The sequence below is a fragment of the Micromonospora sp. KC207 genome (assembly GCF_004348615.1).
Classification (GTDB): domain Bacteria; phylum Actinomycetota; class Actinomycetes; order Mycobacteriales; family Micromonosporaceae; genus Micromonospora.
Genome location: NZ_SMKJ01000069.1, coordinates 1 through 25739, shown reverse-complemented (window position 1 = coordinate 25739; position 25739 = coordinate 1). Strand labels below are relative to the sequence as shown.

Sequence of the window (25739 nt, the reverse complement as noted above, 5' to 3'; positions counted from 1 at the left end):
GGGTGGCACTATCCTCCACCGCCGGAGCCCGGAGCGGGACTCCCCGTGGTACTTGTCCCGTCTGTCCGCATGGGGGCGGCGATCGTTGTCTGCATGGTGCGGCTACCGGCGGCATCCCGTCCTTGCCGGACCGGTCGTGTTGTGTGGGAGCGTTGTCTAATACAGGATCAGCAGGGCACTCGGAAGGAGCTCGACATCACCAGCGATCTCCCGCGTCTCGGTGCGGTGACCCGGCCGCCCCGGGGGGCCGGCCTTGCCGGTCCCCCCGTCGTGCCCCGGGCGTTTCCGGCCGGTGGCGGTCTGGGGCACCACCCGGTGCTGCCGCCCGGTGAGCGGCTGCGGGTGCTGCTGGTCGAGGACGACGAGGGCGACGCGTTCCTGGTCGGCGAGTTGCTCGCCGAGACCAACTCGTCGATCGACCTGCTGGTCGCCACCAGCCTGAGCGAGGCCCGGCAGCGGGTGATGGGCGTCGACTGTGTCCTGCTCGACCTCGGCCTGCCCGACGCACAGGGGCTGGACGGGCTGCGCCAGGTGCTGGAGATGTCCAGCGGCGCCGCGGTCTGCGTGCTGACCGGGCGCTCCGACGAGCACCTGGGCATCGTCGCGGTCGCCGAGGGCGCGCAGGACTACCTGGTCAAGGGCCAGGTCGACGGCGTGCTGCTGACCCGGGCGCTGCGCTACGCGGTGGAGCGCAAGCGGGCCGACGTGAACGCGCGGCGGCTGCGCGAGGTGGAGCTGCGCCAGGCCGAGTCGGCCCGGCTCGAACGCGGCCTGCTGCCCCAGCCGCTGATGTCGACCGACCAGGTCGCGGTGCACACCTTCTACCGGCCCGGCCGACACGCGGCGCTGATCGGCGGCGACTTCTACGACGTGGTGCAGACCCGGCCGGACCGGGTCGACCTGATCGTGGGCGACGTCTGCGGGCACGGCGTGGACGAGGCGGCGCTCGGGGTGGAGCTCCGGGTGGCCTGGCGGGCGCTCGTGCTGGCCGGCGTGCCCGACGACGAGGTGCTGCCGGCCCTGGAACAGGTGCTGATGAGCGAGCGCCGGCTCCAGGAGATCTTCGCCACCGTGGCAACCGCCCGGCTCGACCTGGCCCGCAACGCCGCCACGGTGCGACTCGCGGGGCATCCGCCGCCGCTGCTGCTGTCCGGCGGCAAGGTCGCGCCCGTGCCGGCACCGGGTGGCCTGCTGCTCGGCGTGCGTCCCCGCCGGCCCGTGGCCTTCGACCTGGAGTTCGACACCGATGACTGGTCCCTGTTGATGTACACCGACGGCCTGATCGAGGGGCGGGTCGACGGCAGCGACGAACGGCTCGACGTAACCGGCCTGACCACGCTGCTCGGCGACCCGGACAATCTCGCCGTGCCGCTGGCCGAGCTGCCGGCGTGGCTGGTCGGGCGGGCCGAGCAGATCAACGGTGGTCCGCTCGCCGACGACGTCGCGATGCTCCTGGTCACCCGGGGCGGTGGCCGGTGACGGCGCAAACCGCCGGCTGGACCCTGCGCCGCCGGGCGGTCGCGCTGCTCGCCGTCGTGGGCGTGCTGCTCGGCGCGTTGGTGGCGGTCGAGATCGCCGTCGCCGCGAAGAACCGCGAATACACCCGCTCGGTGCTCGACCGCACCGGCCCGCTGCGCGCCCAGTCGCAGGAGCTGCTCAGCGTGCTGGTCGACCAGGAGACCGCGATCCGGGGGTACGCGCTCACCGGCGACCGCCGGGACCTCGAACCGTACGTCCAGGGCGGCGAGCGCGAGCAGCAGCTCTACCGGAGCATGCGCGGCCTGATCGGCGTCTACCCGGCGCTGGGCCGCCAGCTGAACACGGTCGAGGCGCAGGCCGGTCAATGGCGCAGCACGGTTGCCGAGCCGGTGATCCGGGCCACCGAGGAGGAGGGCACCACTGCCGGGCGGGCGTTGGTCACGGACGAGTCCCGGCAGCGCTTCGACGTCATCCGCAGCTCCGTCGCCCAGCTCCAGGAGGGCATCCGCGCCGAGCGCGACAAGGGCGCCGACAACATCTACCGCACCAGCAGCATGCTGGTGCTGCTGCTGATCGTGGTGGCGCTGGTGGTGGCGGGGGTCGGCGTGGTGCTGCTCGTCTCGCTGGAGCGGATCGTGGTCCGGCCGCTGACGGGCCTGGCCGAGCAGGTCCGCGAGGTCGCCGAGGGCGACTTCCAGCACCGCATCGCCCGGTCCGGCCCGCCGGAGTTCCAGCGGCTCGCCGAGGACGTGGACGCGATGCGCCAGAAGATCGCCAAGGACCTCGCCGAGGTCCGCGAGGCCCGGGAACGCATCGAGTGGGTCAACAGCCAGCTCCAGAAGCAGGCCGAGGAACTGGTCCGGTCCAACCGGGACCTGGAGCAGTTCGCGTACGTCGCCTCGCACGACCTACAGGAGCCGCTGCGCAAGGTGGCCAGCTTCTGCCAGCTTCTGCAACGCCGGTACGCGGGGCAGCTCGACGAGCGCGCCGACCAGTACATCGCGTTCGCCGTGGACGGCGCGCAGCGGATGCAGCGGCTCATCAACGACCTGCTGGCGTTCTCCAGGATCGGCCGGCTCACCACCGGCTTCACGGAGGTCGACCTCAACAAGGTGATGGGCGACGTGTCCGGGCAGACCGAGGCCGCCCGGCAGTACGCCGACGGCGAGCTGACCTGGGACCAGTTGCCAACGATCCGCGGCGAGGAGCCGCTGCTGACCAACCTGCTGGCCAACCTGGTCAGCAACTCGATCAAATTCCGCCGCCCGGACGTGCCGCCGAAGGTGCACGTCTGGGCGCGGCTGGTGGGCGACGAGTGGGAGATCAGCTGCCAGGACAACGGGATCGGGATCGAGCCGGAGTTCGCCGACAAGATCTTCGTGATCTTCCAGCGGCTGCACTCCAAGGACGCGTACCCGGGCACCGGCATCGGGCTGGCGATCGTGAAGAAGATCGTCGAGTACCACGGTGGCCGGGTCTGGGTGGACACCGACACCGCCGAGGGCACCGTGATCCGGTTCACCCTCCCGGCGCTGCCCGAGGACGTCGAGGCCGCGGCGCGGGCCGCCGAGCAGCCAGCGGCAGACGAGGCGGCGGCCGACGAGGAGGGCGACTCGGCCGGGGGCGGTGAGCCGGCCGACGGGACGCCTCCGGCCGGCGACGGCGCGACCCGGATCGAGCTGCCCCGGCAGGCCGGCGTGCGGGCGGAGGGGCCCGGCGACACCCCGGACAGCGACAGCGCGAAGGAGACGGTGGGATGACCGCGCCAGCGGACGGCAATAGTCCGATCGAGGTCCTGCTGGTCGAGGACGACCCGGGTGACGTGTTGATGACCCAGGAGGCGTTCGAGGAGCACAAGCTCCGCAATCGGCTGACCGTCGTCTCCGACGGCGCGGAGGCGCTGGCGTACCTGCGTCGGGAGGGCCAGTACACGGACGCCGTGACGCCGGACCTGATCCTGCTCGACCTGAACCTTCCCCGCCGCGACGGTCGGGAGGTGCTGGAGGAGATCAAGCAGGACGAGCAGCTCCGCCGCATTCCGGTGGTGGTGCTCACCACCTCCCAGGCCGACGAGGACATCCTGCGCAGTTACCAGCTGCACGCGAACGCGTACGTGACCAAGCCGGTCGACTTCGAGCGGTTCATCTCGGTGGTCCGGCAGATCGACGAGTTCTTCGTCAGCGTGGTGAAGTTGCCGCCGCGTGGCTGACATGACCGACACCCTGGCCGACGACGTCGCCGAGCTGCTCCACCGCGCCGCGACGGACGTCGTGCTGCCCCTTTTCCAGACGCTCGACGACGCCGACGTGACGGAGAAGGCCCCCGGTGAGCTGGTGACCGTCGCCGACCGGCGGGCCGAGGAGCTGATCAGCGCCGGGCTGCGCCGGTTGCGCCCCGGCTCCGTGGTGGTCGGCGAAGAGGCCGTCGCCGACGACCCGGCCCTGCTCGGGCACCTGCGCGGCGGCGGGGACGTGTGGCTGGTCGACCCAGTCGACGGCACCGCCAACTTCGCCGCCGGGAAGCGCCCGTTCGCGCTGATGGTGGCGCTGCTCACCGACGGGGAACAGGTCGGCGCGTGGGTGCTCGACCCGCTCGCCGGGACGCTCGCCGTCGCCCGCGCGGGCCGTGGGACCGCCGTGAACGGCGACCCGGTGCGCACCGCCGAGGAGGCGCCGCCGCTCGGCGCGCTGCGCGGCACCGCGATGACCCAGTTCCTGCCGCCGGAGCACCGGCGGCGTGCCGAGGCCGGCGGGGAGCGGATCGGCGAGCTGCTGCCCGGCCAACACTGCGCCGGCCGGGAGTACCTCGACCTGCTCGTCGGTGCCCAGGAGTTCGTGCTGTTCTGGCGTACCCTGCCCTGGGACCACGCCCCGGGGGTGCTGCTGGTCCGGGAGGCCGGCGGCGTGGCCCGCCGGTTCGACGGCGGTGAGTACCACCCCGCCGACCAGGGGCCGGGGCTGCTGGTCGCCGCGAACGAGCAGGTGTGGGCCGAGGCCCGTGAGGCCCTGATCCACGGCTGACCGCCGCGCCGCCGGGTCGGTGCGCGACCGTCCGGTGACGCATCGTCGACATCGACGCGTAGCCAGGTCGCGGGCCTCGTTCGTCGCCCCCGGTCCGGTATCCTGACCGGCGGTCTCCGCCAGCAGGCCGCCGCCCGGCGCCGGTGGGGGCCGCCGCGCCGCGTACCACCGGAAGCCGGTGGTCGAGGGAAGGGACGCCGCCGTGTCCAGGACCAGCCTCATCCGGCGTCGCGGCCGGGGGCCGTTGACCGCGCTGCTCGTGGCCGTGGCGCTGCTGCTCGGCGTCGGGGCCGTGCCCGCCGCCGCCGAACCCAACGAGGGCGGGACGAAGAAGCTCCGCGAGGCGCTGGAGTCCGCCGCCAAGGGGCACATTGAGGCCAAGGCGAAGCTGGACAACTCCAAGCGCCGGCAACAGTTGCTCACCACCGAGCTCAAGACCGTCGAGTCCCGGCTGGCGGGGCTGACCGCGCAGGTCGGCGAGGTGGCCGCGCAGTCGTACCGGTTGGGGCGGATGACCGCACCGGCGCTGCTCATCCAGTCGGTCTCCCCGGAGGCGTTCCTGCAACGCGCGGGCGAGCTCGACGTGATGGCCCAGCGGGACAGCCGCCGGTTGCGCGAGATGGTCGCGACCCGGGAGGAGGCGAACCGGGCCAAGATCGCCATCGACGCCGAGGTCCGGGAGCAGCAGAAACAGCTCGCGGCGCTGGCCAAGAAGAAGCGGGAGGCCGAGACGGCGCTCGCGGCGGTCAGCTCGGGCAGCGGCTCCGGGTTCGGTGGCGGCTCCGCCTCGGCCAAGCCGGCCCCGCGCAACCCCGACGGTAGCTGGCCGTCCGAGTCCTGTTCGGTCGACGACCCGACCACCTCCGGCTGCATCACCCCGCGCACCCTGCACGCCCTCAAACAGGCCAAGGCCGCCGGCTACAAGCGGTACGTCTCCTGCTACCGCAGCGGCGGCAGCGGCGAGCACCCCAAGGGGCGGGCCTGCGACTTCTCCGCCGCCACCAGCGGCTTCAAGGACGAGACGGCCACCGGCGGGGACAAGGCGTACGGCGACAGCCTGGCCAACTACCTGAAGAACAACGCGAGCCGGCTCGGCGTGCTCTACGTGATCTGGTATCGGCAGATCTGGATGCCGAACACCGGTTGGCGGGCGTACAGCGGCAGCGGCAGCCCCGCCGCCGACCACACGAACCACGTTCATCTCTCGATGTACTGACCCGGGCGCCAGGTTCGCTGCGTACCATCGCGACGGTGAGCAGCTCATCGTCGCCCGTCACCGTGGAGCAGGCGCCACCCGCGCCAACGCCCGCCGGTGCCCTGCCCAACGGTCTGGCCGCGTTCCTGGTCTTCTTCTCCAGCGGGGCGGTGCTCGTGCTGGAGACCGTCTCGCTGCGCCTCGTCGGCCCGTACGTCGGGGTCACCCTTGAGGTGACCAGCGCCGTCATCGGCATCGCGCTGGGCGCCATCGCTTACGGGGCGTGGACCGGCGGCTGGCTGGCCGACCGGCGGGACCCGCGCACCCTGATCTCCCCGGCGCTGGTGCTGGCCGGCATCGCCACCGCGATCACCCTCCCGGTCGTCCGGTACGCGGGCGAGGTGCTGCGCGGCGGGGCGGCCAGCGCCGTCCTGCTGCTCACCGCGCTCGCCGTGTTCGTGCCGGCGGCGCTGCTCGCGGCGGTCACCCCGCTGGTCGTCAAGCTCCAGCTCGCCGACCTGCGCCGCACCGGGCAGATCGTCGGCCGGCTCTCCGGCGTCGGCACGCTGGGCGGCATCACGGCCACCCTGCTGACCGGCTTCGTGCTCGTCGCCGCGCTGCCCAGCAGCCTCATCCTGCTCGCCCTGGCGGTGCTGCTCGGCGGCACCGGGCTGGGGCTCGGCGCGTACCTGCACCGGCAGGGGCGGGCGGGACTGCCCGGTCCGGGCCGGGCGAAGGCCGTCCTCGCGGTGCTCGGGCTGGCCGGGGCGGGGCTGACCACCGTCGCCCCGAACCCGTGCGACGTGGAGACGGCGTACCACTGCGCGTCGGTAAAGACCGATACCGACCGGCCGTCCGGGCGGACGCTGCTGCTCAACTCCGCCCAGCACTCGTACGTCGACCTGGCCGATCCCACCCACCTGGAGTACGCGTACACCCAGTGGATCGGCGCGGCGGCCGACGTGGCCGCCCCCGCCGGGCAGCGCCTGGACGCCCTGCACCTGGGCGGCGGCGGGTTCACCGTGCCGCGCTACCTGACCGCCACCCGGCCGGGCACCGACAACGCCGTCTTCGAGATCGACGGCGGCCTCGTCGAGCTGGACCGCCGGGAGCTGGGCGTACGCCCGGGGCCGGACCTGCGTGTCGAGGTCGGCGACGCCCGGGTGCTGCTCGGCGCGGAGGCCGCCGACAGCCGGGACCTGGTGGTCGGCGACGCGTTCGGGCACCTCGTCGTGCCGTGGCACCTCGCCACCCGGGAGATGGCCGTCGAGATCAACCGGGTGCTCCGCCCCGGCGGGATCTACGTGCAGAACGTCATCGACTACCCGCCCGGCCGGTTCGTCCGCAGCGAGGTGGCCACCGTCGCCGCCGCGTTCCGGCACGTCGCCCTGGTCGCCCCGCCCGACGCGGTCGCCGGTCGGGCCGGGGCCAACTTCCTCATCGTCGCCTCCGACGCGCCGCTTCCGCTGGCCCCGCTGGCGCAGCGGACCACCGCCCTGCCCGAGGTGGCGATCGTGCTCTCCGGAGAGGTGCTGGCCTCCTTCGTCGGGGACGCGCTGGTGCTCACCGACGACTACGCCCCTGTGGACCAACTGCTCGCGACCGCCTGAACGGGTGAATCGCTGACCGATTCCGACCCTCGGGGGTTAGGACCGGTCGGGTCGGGCAAAACCTCCGACCATGGGTGGAGCGGTCCGTAACGGCGCGCAGCTGCTCGGTGAGCGGTACCGGCTCATCGAGCAACTCGGCGCGGGCGGCATGTCCGTCGTGTGGCGCGGCTACGACGAGGTGCTGGGCCGGCAGGTCGCGGTGAAGGTGCTCGCCTCCCGGCTGGCCAGCGAGCGGGCGTTCCGGCACCGGCTCCGCGCCGAGGCGCAGGCCGCCGCGCGGCTCTGCCACCCCAACATCACCAACGTGTACGACTACGGCGAGTCCGAGCAGGCCGGGCTGACCGTCCCGTACGTCGTCATGGAACTGGTCCACGGCGGCCCGCTCAGCGCCCGGCTCGGCCGCAGCGGAACGCTGTCCTGGCGGGAAGCGGTGACAGTCGGCGCGGAGGTCAGCTCGGCGCTGGCCACCGCGCACGCCCGGGGCGTGGTGCACCGCGACGTGACCCCGGGCAACGTCATGCTCACCTCCACCGGCGTGAAGGTCGTCGACTTCGGTATCTCGGCGCTGGCCGGGGAGAGCGAGAAGGGCGCGGAGGGCACGCTGCTCGGCACCCCCGCCTACCTCGCCCCGGAGCGGTTGGACAACGGCCAGGTCTCCCCGGCCACCGACGTGTACGCCCTCGGCCTGCTGCTGTACCGGATGCTCACCGGCCGGCTGCCCTGGCAGGCGAGCACCACCACCCAGATGCTGCGCGCCCACATGTACGCCGAGCCCGAGCCGATGCCCGAGGTTCCCGGGCTGCCCGCCGAGGTGGCCGACCTGGTGCGCCGCTGCCTGGCCAAACGCCCCGAGGACCGCCCGGCCACCGCCGAGGTGGCCAGTACCCTCGCCGAGGCGGCGGGGATGCACGCCACGGTGCCGGTGCCCTCCGCGCCGGGCGCGGGCGATGCGGCCCAGCTCGACCCGGCCGTGCTCGCCAACGCCGGCACCACGATCCTGCCCTGGTCGACGGAGACCGGGACGCTGCCCTTTCCCGGCCGCACGCGCAGCCGGCGGGCGGTGGCGCGGCGGCGCAGGGTCGAGGCGGGGGTGGCGGCGGCCGGGCTGATCGCGGTGATCGCGACGATGTGGGGGGTGACCTCCCGCAGCCCGGCCAGCGGCGGCATCGACCGGCCCACCGAGGCCCGGATGGGGCTCACCGGGCCGCCGCCCTGCGCAGTCGAATACGTGCTGCGCAAGGACTCCGGGAAGGACTTCATCGCCGAGCTGACCCTCACCAACACCTCCGGGCGGGAGTTGCGCGACTGGACGATGAGCTTCGCCTTCCCCGGCCAGCAGACCGTGACGAAGACCGATCCGGCGGTACGCCAGCAGGGCCGCACGGTCGAGGTGCGGCCCGCCGCCGGGCAGCCCGCGCTGGCACCTGACGCGGCCCGGAAGGTCGCCCTGACCGGCCGGTACACCGGCACGAACCCGTTGCCGCTGGAGTTCCGCCTCGGCGACGCCGAGTGCCGCGTACGGGTCTCCGGTGTCGCCGGCACGGTGCCCACCACCGGGCCGACGGCCAAGGCCCCGGCGAAGCCCGGCACGAAGAAGGCGACGGTGGCGAAGGCCGGCTCCCCGGGCGGCAGCGGCTCGGGCGGTGGCTCGAAGGCTCAGCCGGACAAGCCCGAGAAGCCCGGCAGGGGCGGCAAGCCCGGCAAGCCGGCCAAGGGGAAGTGACCGACGTTCGGCTCGCTGCTCGGGACGCCGTACGGCTCGGCGCTGGGCCGCCGCTCGGCTCGGGCGCTGCGGTGGGCGCTCGGCCCGGGCGCTGCGGTGGGCGCTCGGCCCGGCGGTCAGGTCAGCGCGGAGAAGCGTTGCACCTGGGCGATGCTTCCCTCCACGATCAGCATGCTGTCCGGGACGAGGACGGTGCCCGGGGAGGCGTACCGGAACCGCTCGCCGGGCAGCTTCGCCCCGACCACCATCACCCCGTAGCGGCCCTGCGGGGCCAGCTCGCGCAGGGGCCGCCCGACCAGCGCGTCCGGCACCCGCACCTTGGCGATGGCGAAGTCGTCGCCGAACTCGATGAAGTCCAGCATCTTGCTGACGATCAGGTGCGCCACCCGCTCCCCGGTCTCCGCCTCAGGGAAGATCACGTGCTGGGCGCCGACCGAGCCGAGGATCTTCGCGTGCTTCTCCGAGTTGGCCCGCGCCCAGATCTGCGGCACGCCCAGCTCGGCCAGCGCCAGGACGCTCAGCACGCTGGCCTCCAGCGACGCGCCGATCGCCACGACCACCCGCGGGAAGTCCGTCACGCCGAGCTGCCGCAGCGCCCCCTCCTCGGTCGCGTCCGCCTGCACCACCCGGTCCAGGTACGGCGACCAGCGCTGCACGCGCTCGCCGCTGCGGTCGATGGCCAGCACCTCGTGACCGAGCTGGGTCAGCGAGGTGGCCAGGTGGCAGCCGAAGCGTCCCAGCCCGATCACCGCGATGCCCCCGTCGTCCCTGCTCCTAGCCGACAATGGGTTGCTCCTCCGGGTATCGGTACAGCCGTCGTCGGGTGTTCAACGCGATAGCCGACCCGAGGGTGAGCGGCCCGACCCGACCGACGTACATGAGCGCGGTCAGCACGAGCTGTCCCGGCTCGGCGACGGCCGACGCGATGCCCGTGGACAGCCCGGTGGTGCTGAACGCGGAGGTCACCTCGAACAGCGCCCGGTGGTAGGGCAGTCCCTCCGTCAGCAGCAGCAGGACGACCGTGCCGCCGACCACCAGCGCGACGCTGAGCAGGGCGACGGTCAGGGCCTGCCGCAGGCTCGCGGTGGACACCCGCCGCCGGCCCACCGAGACGTCCGGCTCGCCGCGTAGCTCCGCCCAGATCGCGAAACCGAGCAGGAAGAACGTGGCGACCTTGATCCCGCCCGCCGTGCTGGCGCTGCCGCCGCCGATAAACATCAGCGCGACCAGCAGCGGTACGCTCTCCTCGTCGAGCTCCGCCGGGTCGAGGATGGCGAACCCGCCGGTGCGGACCACCGCGCTCTGGGTGAAGGTGGCCAGCACCTTGCCGGCGACGTCGTACCCGCCTATGGTGCGCGCGTCGGGCCACTCGGCGGCGAGCAGGCCGAGGAAGCCGATGGCCAGCAGCGCCACGCTGCCCCAGATGGTGAGCTTGGTGGCGATCGCCCAGCGACCGGGGCACCGCCACTCCCGGGCCGCCTCGAACAGCGCGGGGAAGCCCAGCCCGCCGACGATCGTGCCGAACGCGATCGGCAGGCAGATGACCGGGTCCCGGGCGAAACCGACCAGACTGTCGGAAAACAGCGCGAAGCCGCCGTTGTTGAACCCCTGCACCGCGTGGAAGACGCCGTACCAGAGGGCCCGGCCGGGCGGATAGTCGTAGCCGAGCCAGAACCGGCCGGCGAGCACGGCGGTCATCGCCAGCTCGCAGACGGCGACGGTCCCCGCGATGCGCAGCAGCAGCCCGCGTACGTCGCCGATGCCGAACTCGGCGGTCTCGGCCTGCACCAGCAGCCGGTTGCGCAACCCGAGCTGCCGGGCGACCACGAGCACCACCAGGGTCGCGCCGCTGAGGATGCCGAACCCGCCGACCTGGGTCAGCACGGTGATCATCACCAGCCCGAACCCGTTCCAGTACGTCGGGGTGTCGACCACGGACAGGCCGGTGACGGAGACCGCCGAGGTGGCCGTGAAGAACGCCGTGGTGAACGGGGTGAACCGGTGCTCGCTCGTCGAGGCCGGCAGCATCAGCAGGACGGTGCCGAGCAGGATCGCCGCCAGGAACCCGAACGGCACCAGCCGTACGGGGTGACGGAGAAACCGGTGCACCAGACAATCTTCCGTTCCCCGCCCGCCGGCGGTGCCGAAACGGCCATCTGTCCGTCAACCGACCCCGGTCTGCTGAGCGCGCGATCCCTCGACGACAGGAGACGGCGTTGCGACGTACCCTTTCCGCCCTCGGCCTGGCCGGCGCGCTGCTCGCGGCGGCCGTGGCGGTGCCGGCCATCAGCGCCTCGGCGAAGCCGGAGGCCGCCCCGGAGGCCGCCTCGGACCGGTCCCGGGCCGCCGACCGGCCGCTCGTCATCGGCCACCGGGGCGCGAGCGGCTACCGGCCCGAGCACACCCTGGAGGCGTACCGGCTGGCGATCCGGATGGGCGCCGACTACATCGAGCCGGACCTGGTCCCGACGAAGGACGGCCAGCTCGTCGCCCGGCACGAGAACGAGATCTCCGGTACTACCGACGTGGCGGCCCACCCCGAGTTCGCCGGCCGCAAAGCCACCAAGACCATCGACGGGGTGCCGGTGACCGGCTGGTTCACCGAGGACTTCACCCTCGCGGAGCTGAGGACCCTGCGGGCCAAGGAGCGGCTGCCCCAGGTGCGGGTCGCCAACACCGCGTTCGACGGGAAGCTGTCGGTGCCCACCCTCCAGGAGGTCATCGACCTGGCCCGCACCGAGGGCAAGGCCCGGGGCCGCACGATCGGCATCTACCCCGAGACCAAGCACCCGAGCTACTTCGCCTCGATCGGGCTGCCCCTGGAGGAGCGCCTCGTCGCCGTGCTCAAGGCGAACAAGCTCACCCACCGCAGCGACCCGGTGATCATCCAGTCGTTCGAGACGGCCAACCTGCGCAAGCTGGACAAGCTGACCGACGTCAAGCTGGCCCAGCTCCTCGACGCCTCCGGCCGCCCCTACGACTTCACCCTTGCCGGCGACCCGCGCACGTACGCCGATCTGGCCACCGCCGCCGGCCTCGAGTGGATCGCCGGGTACGCCGACGGCGTCGGCGCGAACAAGAACCTCATCGTCCCCCGGGACGCCGGCGGCAAGCTGCTCGCCCCCACCACCCTGATCCGGGACGCCCACCGGCTGAAGCTGGTCGTGCACGCCTGGACGTTCCGGGTCGAGAACCAGTTCCTCCCGGCCGACCTCCGCATCGGCACCGACCCGAACGCCCGGGGCGACATCACCGCCGAGTTCGAGCTGTTCTACGGCCTCGGCCTGGACGGCGTCTTCGCCGACCAGCCGGACACCGCCGTCGCCGCCCGCGCGGGCCTGCCCCGCCGCTGACCCAGCCAGCCCAGTGCGGCCCGCCCCCCGACCGGGGGCGGGCCGCACTGGGCTGGTCGGGCCGCCCCGCCCGCCATGTCGGGGAGGTGGGGGTATCAGTGGGGCGGGATCGGCCCATGTCTCCGGCATGGAGTCGATCATCACCGGCCTGACCCTGGGCCGGCCCCGGTCTGGGCGCGGGGCGCGAGGCAGGGGCGCAGACGGGGCAGCTCCATAGGCGGCGCACTGGTTTACCGGCCCTGTTCGGAAGGACCCCCGCCGGGTGCGGCGGTGAGCCGGAGGACGTGCAGCCGGCCCGACGGTGACGGCCCGCCGGCGGTGGCGGGCTGCGACACACGGGCGGGTTGACCCCGTGGGTACGCGGCCCACCGCACGTGCGGGACGGCCCGACCCCGGTGGCGCGGCTGTCCTGGTGGGACACCCCGTCATCGATACTTATGTGTTTCGGCCACATGGCTCGTGGGTGACGTCACTTCTAGCGTGATCCGACACATGACGTTCCCTTCCTCCGAGTCCTCACGTGGAGTCGCAATGACGGTCCGGACGACGCGGCGGGTGTTTTCCTCCGCCGCCACGATGATGGCCGCGGCGCTCGTCGCCACGGCCTGTGGCAGCCCGCAGGACACCGCATCCGGTGGCGGCGACGGCGCCGCCCCGGTCAGGGTCGGCCTGGTCTACTCCCAGTCGGGAGCCCTGGCCAGCTACGGCAAGCAGTACATCGAGGGGTTCAGGGCCGGCCTCGACTTCGCCACCAGGGGCACCGGCAAGGTCGGCGACCGGGCCATCGAGGTCACCGAGGTCGACGACGCGGGCGATCCGGCGAAGGCGGTGTCGGCGGCCAAGGACCTGATCGGCAGGGGCACGAAGATCATCGCCGGCTCGACCTCGTCGGGCGTGGCCCTCCAGGTGGCTCCGATCGCCGCCCAGAACAAGGTCCTGTTCGTCTCCGGCCCGGCCGCCACCGACGCCGTGACCGGGGCGAACCGGTACACGTTCCGCTCGGGGCGGCAGTCGTACCAGGACGTGGTGACCGCGAAGTCGTTCATCGGCGACCCGACCGGCAAGAAGGTCGTCGTGTTCGCCCAGGACGGCGCGTTCGGCGACGCCAACGAGGCCGCCGTGAAGGCCGTAATCGGCGGTGCCGGGGCCACCGTGAGCAGCGTCCGCGCGCCGGCCAGCGCCACCGAGTTCACCCCGTTCGCCAGCCAGATCTCCGCCGCCAAGCCCGATCTGCTCTTCGTCGCCTGGGCGGGCACCACCGCCCCCGCCATGTGGCAGACCCTCGACCAGCAGGGCGTGCTCTCCGCTACCACGGTCGTGACCGGCCTGGACATCCGCGCCTCGTGGCCCACGTTCGGCGCGGCCGGTGCCAAGATCTCCTTCCTGTCGCACTGGTTCGACGGTGCCGCCGACACCGAGGCCGCGAAGGCCGCCAAGGCGAAGATCCCCGGCGGCGCCCTCGACCTGTTCCACCCGGACGGCTTCGCCGCCGCGCAGATGGTCGTCCGCGCGGTCGAGCAGGGCGGCGACGACGTGGACAAGATGATCGCCGGGCTGGAGGGCTGGAGCTTCGAGGGCGTCAAGGGCCCGATGACGATCCGCGCCGAGGACCACGCCCTGCTCCAGCCGATGTTCCAGGCGAAGCTGGCCGGCAGCGGCAGCGCGTACACGGCGACCACCCAGAAGAGCCTGACCGGCGACGAGACCGCGCCGCCGGTCGGCCAGATGAAGGGCTGACCCGTGCTCGCCACCCGCGCCCTGACCTGGCGGATCGGTGAGGTCGCCATCGTCGACGACGTGCACCTCGACCTGGCGCCCGGCGAGTTCCTCGGCGTGATCGGGCCGAACGGCGCCGGCAAGACCTCCCTGTTCAACCTGATCACCGGCCTGCGCCCGCCGACCGGGGGCCAGGTCCTGCTGGACGGCGAGGACGTCACCGCCCTGCCGCCGCACCGGCGGGCCCGGCGCGGCCTGGGGCGTACCTTCCAGTCGTCGTCGGTGTTCGGCTCGCTGACGGTGCGGGAGAACGTCCGGCTCGCCGTACAGGCGCACCGGGGTGGCTCGATGAAGCTGTGGCGGCGGGCGGCGGCCGACCGGGGGGTGGCCGCCGCCGCCGACGCGGCGCTCGACCGGGTCGGCCTGCGCCACCGGGGTACGGCGCTCGCCGGCACCCTCGCCCATGGCGAGAAGCGCAAGCTGGAGATCGCCCTCCTGCTCGCCGGGGAGCCCCGGGTGATGCTGCTCGACGAGCCGATGGCCGGCGTCAGCGCCGAGGACGTGCCCGAACTGGTCGCGGTGATCCGGTCGCTGACCGGCGACAGCGGCCGGTCCGTGCTCATGGTGGAGCACCACATGGACGTCATCCTCGACCTGGCCGATCGGATCGCCGTGATGCACCACGGCGCGCTGCTGGCCTGCGACACCCCGGCGACCGTGATGGCCGACGCCACCGTCCAGGAGGCGTACCTGGGGGAGGCTCTGTGAGCGCGAGGAGTGAGCCGGGTTTGCGAGCCCCGCAGTCGCGAACGCAAGGCGGTGCTGTGACGGAACCGATCCTGTCGGTGGAGGACCTGTCGGTGCGCATCGCCGGGCTGCACATCCTCCAGGGGGTGTCGTTCACCGTCGCGCCGACCGGCGTGACCGTGCTGCTCGGGCGCAACGGCGTCGGCAAGACCACCAGCCTGCGCGCCGTCCTGGGCCTGACGCCCCGGGGCGGCGAGGCGCGCGGCACCGTGCGGATGGGCGGGCGGGACCTGCTCGACCGCCCCACCCACCGGCTGGTCCGCGACGGGCTCGGCTACGTGCCGGAGGACCGGGACGTGTTCGCCGGGCTCACCGTCGCCGAGAACCTGCGGCTCGCCGAGCGGCGGGGCACCACCCCGGCGTACGACCGGGTCTTCGCGCTCTTCCCGGAGCTGGACCGGCGCGGACGGCAACGGGCCGGCTCGCTCTCCGGCGGGCAGCAGCAGATGCTCGCCATCGGCCGGGTGCTGCTCAACGACAACCGGCTGCTGCTGGTCGACGAGCCGACCAAGGGGTTGGCGCCGAAGGTGGTGACCGAGGTGGCCGAGGTGCTGGAGCGGGTCGCGGAGTCGGTGCCGGTGCTGCTGGTCGAGCAGAACCTCGCCGTGGTCCGCCGGCTCGCCACCGACGCGGTGGTGCTCTCCGCCGGCCGGGTCGCCTGGGCCGGTGGCGCGGGCGAGCTGCTGGGCTCCCCGGAGCTGACCCGGTCCCTGCTGGGCGTGGGCTCCCCGGAGGTGCGCGCGTGAACACGATCGTCCTGCTGGCGCTGACCGGGCTCGGCCTGGCGGCGCTGTACTTCCTCGTCGCGTCCGGGCTGTCGCTGGTCTTCGGCCTCGCCGACGTGCTGAACTTCGCCCACGGCCTGTTTCTCGGCGTCGGCGCGTACGGGACGTGGTGGGCGGCGGGCAACCTGCCCGGAGCCGGCCCGGAGGGGCTCGGCTTCGTGCTCGCGGTCGCCTTCGGGGTGGCCGCCGGCACCGGTGTCGCGGTGCTGGTCGAGCTGGTGCTGATCCGGCCGCTGTACTCGCGCACCATCGAGCAGGTGCTGGTCACCGTCGGCCTGTCGCTGGCCGGGGTGGCGCTGCTCCAGGCCACCTGGGGCGCGGACGCCCGGCCGTTCCCCCGTCCGCAGTGGTCGCGGGGGGTCACCGGGATACTCGGCGCGCAGGTGCCCAACGGCGGGCTGCTGCTGATCGTCGCCGCGGCCGTGGTGCTGGGCGCGCTGCTGGCGTTCCTGCGCTGGACCCGGTACGGGCTGGTCATCCGGGCCGGCGTGGAGAACCGCGAGATGGTCACCGCGCTGGGCATCGACGTGCGCACGGCGTTCACCCTGGTCTTCGCGATCGGCGGGGCCGCCGCCGCGCTGGCCGGGGCGCTCGGCGGCGTCTACTTCGGCACCGTCTCGCCCGGCCAGGGCGGCTCGCTGCTGATCTTCGCCTTCATCGTGGTGGTGATCGGCGGCATGGGCTCCGTGGTCGGCTCCGCGTACGCGTCGGTCGCCGTCGGCCTGCTGCAACAGTTCGTCAACTACTACGGCGCGTCCGGCGTCGGCGACCTGTGCGTCGTCGCGCTGCTGGCCGTGGTGCTGCTGCTGCGCCCCCAGGGCATCGCCGGAAAGGTGGCTCACGCATGACCGACTCGATGGTCGAGGCCCCGCCGGCGCGGGTGCCGGACGAGCTGACGCCGCACCGGCGGGGCTGGCGCGGGCTGCGGCCGTACCTGCCGCTGGCGGCGCTGGCGGTGGCGGCGGTCCTGCCGTACTCGACCCTGGAACTGCCCGGGATCTTCGAGGGGCCGCTGAACTCGCCCGGCACCCTGCAACTGCTCGCCGTCTGCCTCGTCTTCGGCGGCCTGGCCGCCGGCTACGACCTGCTGTTCGGCCGCACCGGGATGCTCTCCTTCGGGCACGCCCTCTACTTCGCCGCCGGCGTGTACGGCACCGACATCCTGGTCACCCGGGCCGGACTGCCGCTGTGGCAGGCCGCGCTGCTCACGATCACCGGCGGGACGATCCTGGCCGGGCTGCTCGGCGCGGTGGCGCTGCGCACCGCCGGGATCGCGTTCGCCATGGTCACCCTGGCCTTCGCGCAGGTCGGGGCGATCCTGGTGGCCCGGGACTTCGGCGGGCTGACCGGCGGCGAGGAGGGACTGCCGCTGGACGTGTCCGGGCTGCCCGCCGGGCTGGTGGGGGTGGCCAACACGGTCAACCTGTACTGGCTGGCGCTGGCGTACCTGACCCTGGTGGTCCTCGTGGTGCACCGGGTGTCCGGGTCGCCGACCGGGCGGGTGCTCGCCGGGCTGCGCGACGACGAGCGGCGCGTCGGGGTGCTCGGGCTCGACCCGTACCGGTTCAAGCTGGTCGCGTTCACGCTGGCCGGCGGGCTGGCGGCGGGCGGGGGAGTGGTCTACTGCCTGATCGTCGGCGGCGCGTCCCCGCACGTCACCTCCAGCGAGCTGACCCTGTCGCTGCTGGTCATGGTGGTGCTCGGCGGCCCCGGCACCCGCTGGGGCCCGGTGCTGGGTGGCGTCGGCTACACGTACCTGGACCATCGTCTCACCGCGTTCGGCGCCAGCGACGCCGTGGAGTCCCTGCCGGCGTTCCTGAGCCGGCCCCTGTCCCAGCCCCTGTTCGTCCTCGGCACGGTCTTCATCCTGGCCGTCTACTTCTTCCCCGGCGGCCTGGCCAGCCTACGTTCCCGCCTCACCTTCCTGGCCCGCCTCCTCCCCACCCGCCGGACCTCTTGATCGACACGGCGGGGGCGGGTGCTGGTAGGAATGGTGGGTGGATCAGCAGGGGCGGGTGGCGGTACGGGAGCGGGCCGAGGCGGTGCTGCGTCGGCTGGCCGGCGACCACGCCCGGCTGCGGGAGGACCAGTGGCGGGCCATCGAGGCGCTGGTGGTCGACCGGCGTCGGGTGCTCTGCGTGCAGCGCACCGGGTGGGGCAAGTCGGCGGTCTACTTCGTGGCCACCGCGCTGCTGCGGGACCGCGACGAGCGGGGCGGACACGACGAGCGGGGCGGACACGACGAGCGGGGTGCGCGCGGCGCGCTCGGTGGCCCCGCCGACACCGGTCCGACGGTGATCGTGTCGCCGCTGCTGGCGCTCATGCGTAACCAGGTCGAGGCCGCCGCCCGCGCCGGTATCCGGGCCCGCACCATCAACTCGGCCAACCTCGACGAGTGGGACGCGATCACCGCCGAGATCCACGACGGCGCGGTGGACGTCCTGCTGATCAGCCCGGAGCGGCTCAACAACCCGGACTTCCGGGACGCCGTGCTGCCGAGGCTGGCCGCGACCACCGGGCTGCTGGTCGTCGACGAGGCGCACTGCGTATCCGACTGGGGGCACGACTTCCGGCCCGACTACCGGCGGCTGCGCACGTTCCTCGGCAACCTGCCGGAGCGTACGCCGGTGCTCGCCACCACGGCCACCGCGAACGCCCGGGTCACCGCCGACGTCGCCGAGCAGCTCGGCGACGCCCTCGTGCTGCGCGGCACCCTGGACCGGGAGTCCCTGCGCCTGGGGGTGCTCGACCTGCCCAGCCCCGCGCACCGGCTCGGCTGGCTCGCCGACCACCTGGACCGGCTCCCCGGCTCCGGGATCGTCTACACGCTGACCGTGGCGGCGGCCGGGGAGACGGCCGAGTTCCTGCGCTCCCGGGGGTACCCGGTCGCCTCGTACACGGGGCAGGCCGAGGACGTTGACCGGCGGGCCGCCGAGCAGGACCTGCTCGACAACAAGATCAAGGCGCTGGTCGCGACGAGCGCGCTCGGCATGGGCTTCGACAAGCCCGACCTCGGTTTCGTGGTGCACCTCGGCGCGCCGCCGTCGCCGATCGCGTACTACCAGCAGGTCGGCCGCGCCGGCCGTGCCGTCGAGCACGCCGAGGTGCTGCTGCTGCCCGGCGTCGAGGACGCGGCCATCTGGCGGTACTTCGCCTCGCTCGCGTTCCCGCCCGAGGAGCAGGTGCGCGCGGTGCTGGCCGCCCTGCGTACCGACCGGCCGCTGTCGACACAGGCCCTGGAGCCGATCGTCGACCTGCGCCGGGCCCGCCTCGAACTGATGCTCAAGGTGCTCGACGTGGACGGCGCGGTCCGCCGGGTGCGCGGCGGCTGGCTCGCCACGGGCGAGCCCTGGATCTACGACGAGGGCCGGTTGCGCCGCGTCGCCCAGGCGCGCACCGTCGAGCAGCAGGCCATGCGGGAGTACGCGACCACGCCCGGCTGCCGCATGCGGTACCTGCGGGAGTGCCTCGACGACGTCGGGGCGGGCGACTGCGGCCGGTGTGACCGGTGCGCCGCTCCGCTGTTCACCGCAGAGGTGTCCGGGCCGGCGCTGGGCGCCGCGCAGGGCTTCCTCGGCCGCCCCGGCGTGGAGATCGCGCCGAAGAAGCTGTGGCCCACCGGGCTGGACGCGGTGGGCGTACCCCTCAAGGGCCGGATTCCCCCGACGGAGCAGGCCCTAACCGGTCGGGCCGTGGGGCGGCTGTCGGACCTGGGCTGGGGCGGCCGGCTGCGCGAGCTGGTCGGCCCCGGCGCGGCGGACCGGCCGGTCCCCGACGACGTGGCCGGCGCGGTCGTCGAGGTGCTCAAGGCGTGGGCGCACGGCGACGACCCGTGGCCGCGCCGCCCGGTCGGCGTGGTCGCGGTCGGCTCCCGGCGGCGGCCGGAACTGGTCGGCTCGCTCGCGGAGCGAATCGCCGCGGTGGGCCGGCTGCCGCTGCTCGGCCAGGTGGTACCCGCCGGGCCCGACGGCCCGGACGGCCCGCGCGGCAACAGCGCCCAGCGGGTACGCGCGCTGCACGACGCCTTCGCCGTGCCGGACGGACTGGCCGGCGCGCTCGCCGGGCTGGATGGCCCGTTGCTGCTCGTCGACGACCTGGTCGACACGGGCTGGACGCTGACCATGGTGACCCGGCTGCTGCGCCGGGCCGGCGTACCCGACGTGCTTCCCCTGGCCCTGGCCGTCGCCGGCTGACCCGCCGCGCCCGCCGCCCGCCGCCGCGCGTTAGCAGGGGCCCCTTGTACAACAGAATGCGTTCCTGCTGACAAAGTTCCCGGGCGGGGCGGATTGCGATCGGTGCCACGCCGCGCAGCCGCTGGCCAGGCCCGGCCGGGCTCGGCGGTACCGTGGGCCCATGACCGATCAGCGACCCGACGCCGGGGAGCCGCAGCGGCCAGGGGTGCTGGTCGACCGGGGCACGTTGCGGCTCGCGCTGGTGGTCGGCGGGCTGGTGCTCGCGGTGCTGCTCGGGTTCGGCCTCGGGCGGCTCCACCCGCCCCCGGCGGCCGACGGGTACGCGCTGACCCCGGCCGGCGCGGACCACACCCACGCGCCGGGCGTAGGGGCGCACGACCACGGCGGCACCGCGGACGGGGGCGACGGTACGGATGTCGGCGGCCTCGCGGTCAGCTCCGGGGGCTGGACGCTGGCCCCGCTGTCGACCGACTTCGCCGCTGGCCGGGCCGGCGAGTTCCGATTCCAGGTGCGGGACGCACAGGGCCGGCCGGTGACCCGGTTCGCGGTCGTGCACGACAAGCCGATGCACCTGATCGTGGTCCGCCGGGACCTCACCGGGTACCAGCACCTGCACCCGACGATGGCGACGGACGGCACCTGGACTGTCCCGCTCACCCTGCCGCAGCCTGGCGTCTGGCGGGCGTACGCCGACTTCACGCTGGTCACCGACGACGGCGGGCAGAGCGCCCGGACATTGGGCACCGACCTGGCCGTCCCGGGTCGGTACGCGCCCCGACCGCTGCCGGCGGCGGCCCGCACCGCCACGGTGGGCGGCTTCGCGGTGAGCTGGTCGGGCGAGCCCGGGGTCGGCGTGACCCGGCCGCTGCGGTTCGAGGTGCGCGCTGCCGATGGCACCGCCCCGACGCTGGAGCGCTACCTGGGCGCGTACGGGCACCTGGTGGCGTTGCGCGAGGGCGACCTGGGTTACCTGCACGTGCACCCGGAGGCGGGGCCGGCCACGGCGGGGGTCAGCTTCCAGGTGACCGTGCCGGGGCCGGGTCGCTACCGGCTCTACCTCGACTTCCAGGTGGCGGGCGTGGTGCGGACGGCCGAGTTCACCCTGACCGTGCCCTGACCCTGCCGCACCGCCGCCCGCCGGGACAGCAAGCCGGGGCGGTCAGCCGGAACAGGGAACCGGGGCGGTCAGCCGGCGCGGCGGATCGGGCGGCGGGCCAGGTAACGGAGCAGGTCGCGTATGTGGTGCTTCTCCTCGGCCGGCACGGCCGGATCGGCGAGCCGCTGGAGGATGACCCGCACGTCGGCCTCGACCTGCCCCTCGTCGCCGCGCCAACGCGGAACGGGCCCCGAGTCGGGTAGCCCCAGGGCCCGGAAGGCCGCCGCCACCGGCAAGTCGAGCGCCGCGCAGAAGCCGCGCACCTTCGCCAGCTCGGGGTAGTCCTGCCAGTCGCCGGCGAGCCAGCGGAAGACGGTGGACCGACCCACCCCGGTGTGCGATGCCAGGTCGCTGACGGTCCAGCCCCGTTCCTCGCGGGCGTCGTCGATGGCACGTCGGACGAAGCGCGCGAACGCCATCTGTGGCGAAACCTCGGGCGAAGCCATCCCTGCGCGGTCTTCCTTCCGGCCGGAGCACCCGGACGGTGCTCCATGAGGGTAGTACCACCGGCGGTGGAAGCAAGCTCCCACCCGCCCCGTTCGTCCCGATCGGCGCAGTCTCGGGCCAGCCACCTGCGAATATGACTCATGTTTCTTCCCGTCGAGTGGGAACGTTCCCACGGGAAGGGTATCGGGGCTGCGGGTGGTTGCCGTACGTCAACTAAGCTCGATGCTCGTCCGCCCACCGTCCGTGGCCGTCCGCACCCGCCGAACGCGCGATGAGGAGCAACATGACCGAGCCGAGACGTCCGGTGCCGTACTGCCCGGGTGCGGTCAGTTTCTTCTTCGTGACCCAAGCCGGCGTCCTCGCCGCCGGCTTCTGGGGCTGGCTCCTGGTCCTGGTGCTCGACTCCGATCGGGTCACCGGAGCGCAGGTCCTCGCCGCCACGGGCGCGACCACCACGACGCTGGTCGGCGTGGTGCTCGGCGCGCGGCTGGCCCTGCAACGCAACGCGGCGGTGCGGCACGCCGAGCTCAAGCGGCAGTTGGTCGACATCTCCTGGAACGCCTTCGCCGCCGCCGGGAACGCGCAGACCCCGGCCAAGGTGGTGCCGTTCCCGACGGTCACGTCGGACGCCGGGCACCCCGTTGGCCGGGGGCGGGGGGACCGGGTCACGCTGTTCGACCGGAGCGGCGGCAACGAGCGGGCCCCGGGACGGGACCGGGGCGGCAACGGCGACCGTCGCCGCTGAGCGACCCGCCGCGCGTGACCCGGCACCGAGCCGGGCAGCGCCGAACGGGCCGATGCTGGGCGACCCGGCCCCGACCGGGGCAGCGCCGGCCGGGCCGGTGCAGGGATCGGCGCGGCGGTGGCCGGGCGGGTCAGCCGGTCGGCGGCGCGGCGAGCAGCGTCTCCAGGCGCGGGGTGACCTGCCACTGGTCGACCAGCGCCCGGTAGTCCGCCCGCTGCTCGGCCGTCGGCGGGCCACCCGCCCGGCGTGCCCGGATCAGCAGGTTCCGGGGTGTGTGCCGGGAGTCGACGAACTCGACCACCTCGGTCCGATACCCGTGCAGCCGCAGCAGCGCCGCCCGCAGCGAGTCGGTCAGCACGTCCGCGAAGCGCTCACGCAGGATGCCCTGCCGGGTCAGCAGGTCGTACGGGGCCGGGGTCGGCCGGGCGCGTAGCTGGGCGGCGAGGTCGTGGTGACAGCACGGCGCGGCGAGCACCCAGCGGGCGTCCCAGCGCACCGCCCGGGCCAGGGCCTCGTCGGTGGCGGTGTCGCACGCGTGCAGGGCCAGCACCAGGTCGGGAGCGGGGTCGACCACCGCGTCGGCGATCGTGCCGGCCACGAAGGTCACCCGGCCGGTCCAGCCCAGCCGCCCGGCCAGCTCGGTGTTGCGCTGCCGCTGGTCCTCCCGCACGTCGACGCCGACCAGCCGTACCTGAAGGCCCCGCTGCGACAGGTACCGGTACGCGGCGAAGGTCAGGTACGCGTTGCCACAACCGAGGTCGACCACCCGCAGCGGCCCGGTGAGGTCGTCCGGCAGGGTCGCCGCCAGCGCCCGCAGGAACGCGTCCACCTGCCGGCGCTTCGCCGCCGAGCCGCCGATCTCGGTGAAGATCTCGTCGCCCGGGTCCAGCAGCCACTCCTTGGTTCGGTCGTGCCCGCCTGGCTCGGCGGCTGGCCGGGCGGCGACGGCCCGGTGCACCTGCGCCTCGCCGGACTTGGTCACCCGCAGCTGGAGCGTCACGTCCGTGGTTTCCACGTGCCAGTTGCCGAACGGCTCGGCCAGCAGGGCGTCCACGGCCGTCCCGGCCTCCGCGCCGGGCGCGAGGTTGCGGGTGTACGGGCGGGCCCCGTCGGAGGTGGCGATCTGCAACCTCGGGCCGGCCTTGAGGGCGACGGGGCGCAGCTCGGCGCGGACCACCGAGGGCCGGTGCCCCTTGCGGCGGCCGGCGGCGACCGCCCGGGTCAGCGCGGGGTCGAGCAGCAGGGCCCGGACCTCGGTCAGGGCGGCGTCCAGGGGTTCGGGCATCTCTCCATCTTCCTCGCCGCGACGGGTGGCGGGCGCGGGGGTGATCCACGGCGGGACGCCGGGGGCGCGGTATCGGCGCGCCGGGGTCGATCAGCGCTGGAACGGGACATCCCCCGCGCCGGCGGGCCGGAGCGGGGGATGTCGACGGTCACGCGTGGGTCAGTCGGCGGTCGCCTCGGCGGGCGTACCCGCGCTCGATCCGCCACCCCGGCGGCGCCGGCGGCGGCGGGGCTTGGCCGGCTCGCCGTCGGCGGACGCCGCGGCGGGCCCGGAGCCGGACGGCTCGGCGGAGATCACCACGGTCGGCTCGCCGGCCACGACCTCGCCGACCCGGCGGCGACGCCGGCGGCGCGGGGTGCGGGAGTCGTCCTCGGCGGCCTGCCCGGTCGGGGCCTCGGCGGCGTCGGGCGTGGCGTCGGAACGGCTCCGGCGGCGCTCGCCTTGACTGCGGGGCTCGCCCCGCTCGCCGCGCCGGGGGCCCCGGCCGCCGCCGGTGTCGCCACGCCGGGACCGGCCGCCGAGGTCCTCCTCGACCTCCGCCGACAGCCCGGCCCGGGTCCGCTCCGCCGTGGGCAGGGTGCCGCTGACGTCGCGGGAGATGGCCAGGTCGGTGTAGAGGTGCGGCGAGGTGTGGTACGTCTCCGGCGGCTCGGGCATCTCCAGCCCGAGCGTCTTGTCGATGATCCGCCAGCGGGGCATGTCGTCCCAGTCGACGAAGGTCACCGCGACGCCCGTGGCGCCGGCCCGGCCGGTGCGGCCGATCCGGTGGGTGTAGGTGTCCTGGTCCTCGGGGCAGTCGTAGTTGATGACGTGGGTCACGCCGCTGACGTCCAGGCCCCGGGCGGCCACGTCGGTGGCGACCAGGATGTCGATCTTGCCGGCCCGGAACGCGCGCAGCGCCCGCTCCCGGGCACCCTGACCCAGGTCGCCGTGCACGGCGGCCACGGCGAAGCCGCGGAAGTCGAGGTCCTCGGCGACCCGGTCGGCGGCCCGCTTGGTGCGGGTGAAGATCATGGTGAGGCCGCGCCCCTCCGCCTGGAGGATGCGGGCCACGATCTCGATCTTGTTCATCGAGTGGGTGCGGTAGACGAGCTGCTCGGTCTGCGGCGACGGCCCGGTCTCGGCGGTGTGCCCGGCGTGAATCGTCATCGGCTGGCGCAGGAAGCGCCGGGACAGCGTGACGATCGGATCCGGCATGGTGGCCGAGAAGAGCATCGTCTGCCGGTCCTCCGGCAGCATCGCGAGGATCTTCTCGACGTCGTCGAGGAAGCCCAGGTCGAGCATCCGGTCGGCCTCGTCGAGGACCAGCGCGCGGACCCGGTCGAGCCGCAGGTGCTTCTGCTTCTGCAGGTCCATCAGCCGGCCCGGCGTGCCGACCAGGATCTCCACGCCCTTGCGCAGCGCGTCGATCTGCGGCTCGTACGCCACGCCGCCGTAGATCGGCAGCACCCGGACGCCCCGCGTGCGGCCGGCGGCGGCCAGGTCCTTGGCGACCTGGATGCCCAGCTCGCGGGTGGGTACGACGACTAATGCCTGTGGCACGCCGTCGCCGCCCTCGGCGGGGGCGAAGACCCGCTCCAGCAGCGGCACGCCGAAGCCGAGCGTCTTGCCGGTGCCGGTCGGTGCCTGCCCGATCATGTCGACGCCGCGCAACGCGATCGGGATCGCGTACTCCTGGATGGCGAAGGCGCGGGTGATGCCGGCCTCGGCCAGCGCTTCGACGGTCTCCGGCCGGGCGCCTAGCTCGGCGAAGGTGGGTGCCTCCGGGCGGACCGGAGCGGTCGGAGCCAGCTCCTGGTCAACTGTGAGATCGAAAATCTGCTCGCTCATATGGATTTGGGGGTGCCCTCTCGTGGTGCGCCCCGTCAAGTCCTCAGGGCGCGGTCGGTAGTGGCGCGGGCCACACGGTCGGGGGCAGGAATCGCCGAGCCGGACCGGGCCGCACGCGCGCCGTGGGCAGGACTTCGGGTCGGACCGGCCTTTCGGCCAGGTCGGCACCCACGGCAACTGCCCCATACTACCTGAGCCGCCCTGAAGTCGTCCCTGTTCAGGGGTAGGACCCGGCAGGCAGGGCCGACGGCTGTGATCTGGGCCACTCTCCCCTGCCCGGTTGCGCCCCGTTCCGCCGAGTTCAGGACGCCTTTCCCCTGCCTGACGCCGCCCGCCTCCCGACGCCTCCCGTCTGGATGATCGAGGAGTTTCGGTCAGGGTCGGCTCCCCGGGTG

General features: G+C 73.8%; 21 protein-coding genes. 16 read left to right on the top strand and 5 right to left on the bottom strand.

All coding sequences use genetic code 11. The features are described 5' to 3' along the window. The first annotated feature begins 270 nt into the window (after positions 1-270). The 7 genes from E1258_RS11620 (at position 271) to E1258_RS11590 (ending at position 9027) form a co-directional block, all read left to right on the top strand. A complete protein-coding gene (locus E1258_RS11620) occupies positions 271-1479 on the top strand; it encodes a PP2C family protein-serine/threonine phosphatase (RefSeq protein ID WP_132399472.1) in 1209 nt (402 codons plus the stop codon). After that, a complete protein-coding gene (locus E1258_RS11615) occupies positions 1476-3239 on the top strand; it encodes an ATP-binding protein (RefSeq protein ID WP_165949724.1) in 1764 nt (587 codons plus the stop codon). Before E1258_RS11620 ends, E1258_RS11615 begins: the two co-directional genes overlap by 4 nt. Next, entirely contained in the window at positions 3236-3688 is a 453-nt protein-coding gene (locus tag E1258_RS11610) for a response regulator (protein ID WP_132399468.1), read from the top strand. The genes E1258_RS11615 and E1258_RS11610 overlap by 4 nt, the downstream gene beginning before the upstream one ends. Before the next feature lies 1 nt (position 3689). After that, positions 3690-4499 carry an inositol monophosphatase gene (locus E1258_RS11605; RefSeq protein ID WP_007073132.1) on the top strand — a complete coding sequence of 270 codons (810 nt, stop codon included), beginning with the start codon at positions 3690-3692 and terminating at the stop codon, positions 4497-4499. A 202-nt stretch (positions 4500-4701) separates the two neighbouring features. Further along, positions 4702-5715 carry a hypothetical protein gene (locus tag E1258_RS11600; RefSeq protein ID WP_132399466.1) on the top strand — a complete coding sequence of 338 codons (1014 nt, stop codon included), beginning with the start codon at positions 4702-4704 and terminating at the stop codon, positions 5713-5715. Positions 5716-5750: 35 nt separating this feature from the next. After that, positions 5751-7304: a fused MFS/spermidine synthase gene (locus E1258_RS11595; RefSeq protein ID WP_132399464.1), complete on the top strand. Its 1554-nt coding sequence runs from the start codon at positions 5751-5753 to the stop codon at positions 7302-7304. Between the two features lie 70 nt (positions 7305-7374). Then, positions 7375-9027, top strand: a complete 1653-nt coding sequence (locus E1258_RS11590) for a serine/threonine-protein kinase (protein ID WP_132399462.1) — start codon at positions 7375-7377, stop codon at positions 9025-9027. A gap of 116 nt (positions 9028-9143) precedes the next feature. Here E1258_RS11590 and E1258_RS11585 read toward each other — a convergent pair whose 3' ends face one another. Together E1258_RS11585 and E1258_RS11580 are read right to left on the bottom strand one after the other, a co-directional pair. Continuing rightward, positions 9144-9812: a TrkA family potassium uptake protein gene (locus tag E1258_RS11585; protein ID WP_132399460.1), complete on the bottom strand. Its 669-nt coding sequence runs from the start codon at positions 9810-9812 to the stop codon at positions 9144-9146. Next, positions 9802-11136: a TrkH family potassium uptake protein gene (locus E1258_RS11580; protein WP_132399458.1), complete on the bottom strand. Its 1335-nt coding sequence runs from the start codon at positions 11134-11136 to the stop codon at positions 9802-9804. Before E1258_RS11580 ends, E1258_RS11585 begins: the two co-directional genes overlap by 11 nt. 107 nt (positions 11137-11243) lie before the next feature. On the opposite strand from E1258_RS11580, the gene E1258_RS11575 reads away from it, so the two are divergent. From E1258_RS11575 to E1258_RS11540, 8 genes are all read left to right on the top strand, one after another. Beyond that, positions 11244-12380 carry a glycerophosphodiester phosphodiesterase gene (locus E1258_RS11575; RefSeq protein WP_132399456.1) on the top strand — a complete coding sequence of 379 codons (1137 nt, stop codon included), beginning with the start codon at positions 11244-11246 and terminating at the stop codon, positions 12378-12380. Positions 12381-12911: 531 nt separating this feature from the next. Beyond that, on the top strand, positions 12912-14117 hold the full coding sequence (locus tag E1258_RS11570; protein WP_132399454.1) for a substrate-binding domain-containing protein: 1206 nt from the start codon (positions 12912-12914) through the stop codon (positions 14115-14117). 3 nt (positions 14118-14120) lie between these two features. Continuing rightward, a complete protein-coding gene (locus E1258_RS11565) occupies positions 14121-14864 on the top strand; it encodes an ABC transporter ATP-binding protein (protein ID WP_132399452.1) in 744 nt (247 codons plus the stop codon). A 56-nt stretch (positions 14865-14920) separates the two neighbouring features. Continuing rightward, positions 14921-15649 (top strand): ABC transporter ATP-binding protein, encoded by a 729-nt coding sequence (locus E1258_RS11560; RefSeq protein ID WP_132399450.1) that lies wholly within the window; start codon positions 14921-14923, stop codon positions 15647-15649. Next, complete coding sequence (locus E1258_RS11555) at positions 15646-16536, top strand: branched-chain amino acid ABC transporter permease (protein WP_132399448.1); 891 nt, start codon at positions 15646-15648, stop codon at positions 16534-16536. The genes E1258_RS11560 and E1258_RS11555 overlap by 4 nt, the downstream gene beginning before the upstream one ends. Further along, positions 16533-17648 (top strand): branched-chain amino acid ABC transporter permease, encoded by a 1116-nt coding sequence (locus E1258_RS11550; RefSeq protein ID WP_132399446.1) that lies wholly within the window; start codon positions 16533-16535, stop codon positions 17646-17648. The genes E1258_RS11555 and E1258_RS11550 overlap by 4 nt, the downstream gene beginning before the upstream one ends. A 55-nt stretch (positions 17649-17703) precedes the next feature. Next, complete coding sequence (locus tag E1258_RS11545) at positions 17704-19881, top strand: RecQ family ATP-dependent DNA helicase (RefSeq protein WP_132399474.1); 2178 nt, start codon at positions 17704-17706, stop codon at positions 19879-19881. 160 nt (positions 19882-20041) lie between these two features. Continuing rightward, positions 20042-20998, top strand: a complete 957-nt coding sequence (locus E1258_RS11540) for a hypothetical protein (RefSeq protein WP_132399444.1) — start codon at positions 20042-20044, stop codon at positions 20996-20998. Positions 20999-21066: 68 nt separating this feature from the next. On the opposite strand, the gene E1258_RS11535 is transcribed toward E1258_RS11540, so the two are convergent. After that, on the bottom strand, positions 21067-21483 hold the full coding sequence (locus E1258_RS11535; RefSeq protein WP_132399442.1) for a helix-turn-helix domain-containing protein: 417 nt from the start codon (positions 21481-21483) through the stop codon (positions 21067-21069). Positions 21484-21767: 284 nt separating this feature from the next. Between E1258_RS11535 and E1258_RS11530 the strand changes: the two genes are divergently transcribed. Then, positions 21768-22229 (top strand): hypothetical protein, encoded by a 462-nt coding sequence (locus E1258_RS11530; RefSeq protein ID WP_132399440.1) that lies wholly within the window; start codon positions 21768-21770, stop codon positions 22227-22229. Positions 22230-22359: 130 nt separating this feature from the next. Here E1258_RS11530 and E1258_RS11525 read toward each other — a convergent pair whose 3' ends face one another. Both E1258_RS11525 and E1258_RS11520 read right to left on the bottom strand, forming a co-directional pair. Continuing rightward, on the bottom strand, positions 22360-23514 hold the full coding sequence (locus E1258_RS11525; protein WP_132399438.1) for an SAM-dependent methyltransferase: 1155 nt from the start codon (positions 23512-23514) through the stop codon (positions 22360-22362). 159 nt (positions 23515-23673) lie between these two features. After that, a complete protein-coding gene (locus tag E1258_RS11520; RefSeq protein WP_132399436.1) occupies positions 23674-25344 on the bottom strand; it encodes a DEAD/DEAH box helicase in 1671 nt (556 codons plus the stop codon). Positions 25345-25739 lie beyond the last annotated feature (395 nt).

Coding starts and splice junctions, on each gene's coding strand:
- E1258_RS11535 (WP_132399442.1), bottom strand. CDS start 21,483: ATGGCTTCGCCCGAGGTTTCGCCACAGATGGCGTTCGCGCGCTTCGTC.
- E1258_RS11550 (WP_132399446.1), top strand. CDS start 16,533: ATGACCGACTCGATGGTCGAGGCCCCGCCGGCGCGGGTGCCGGACGAG.
- E1258_RS11525 (WP_132399438.1), bottom strand. CDS start 23,514: ATGCCCGAACCCCTGGACGCCGCCCTGACCGAGGTCCGGGCCCTGCTG.
- E1258_RS11540 (WP_132399444.1), top strand. CDS start 20,042: ATGACCGATCAGCGACCCGACGCCGGGGAGCCGCAGCGGCCAGGGGTG.
- E1258_RS11520 (WP_132399436.1), bottom strand. CDS start 25,344: ATGAGCGAGCAGATTTTCGATCTCACAGTTGACCAGGAGCTGGCTCCG.
- E1258_RS11590 (WP_132399462.1), top strand. CDS start 7,375: ATGGGTGGAGCGGTCCGTAACGGCGCGCAGCTGCTCGGTGAGCGGTAC.
- E1258_RS11530 (WP_132399440.1), top strand. CDS start 21,768: ATGACCGAGCCGAGACGTCCGGTGCCGTACTGCCCGGGTGCGGTCAGT.
- E1258_RS11610 (WP_132399468.1), top strand. CDS start 3,236: ATGACCGCGCCAGCGGACGGCAATAGTCCGATCGAGGTCCTGCTGGTC.
- E1258_RS11570 (WP_132399454.1), top strand. CDS start 12,912: ATGACGGTCCGGACGACGCGGCGGGTGTTTTCCTCCGCCGCCACGATG.
- E1258_RS11605 (WP_007073132.1), top strand. CDS start 3,690: ATGACCGACACCCTGGCCGACGACGTCGCCGAGCTGCTCCACCGCGCC.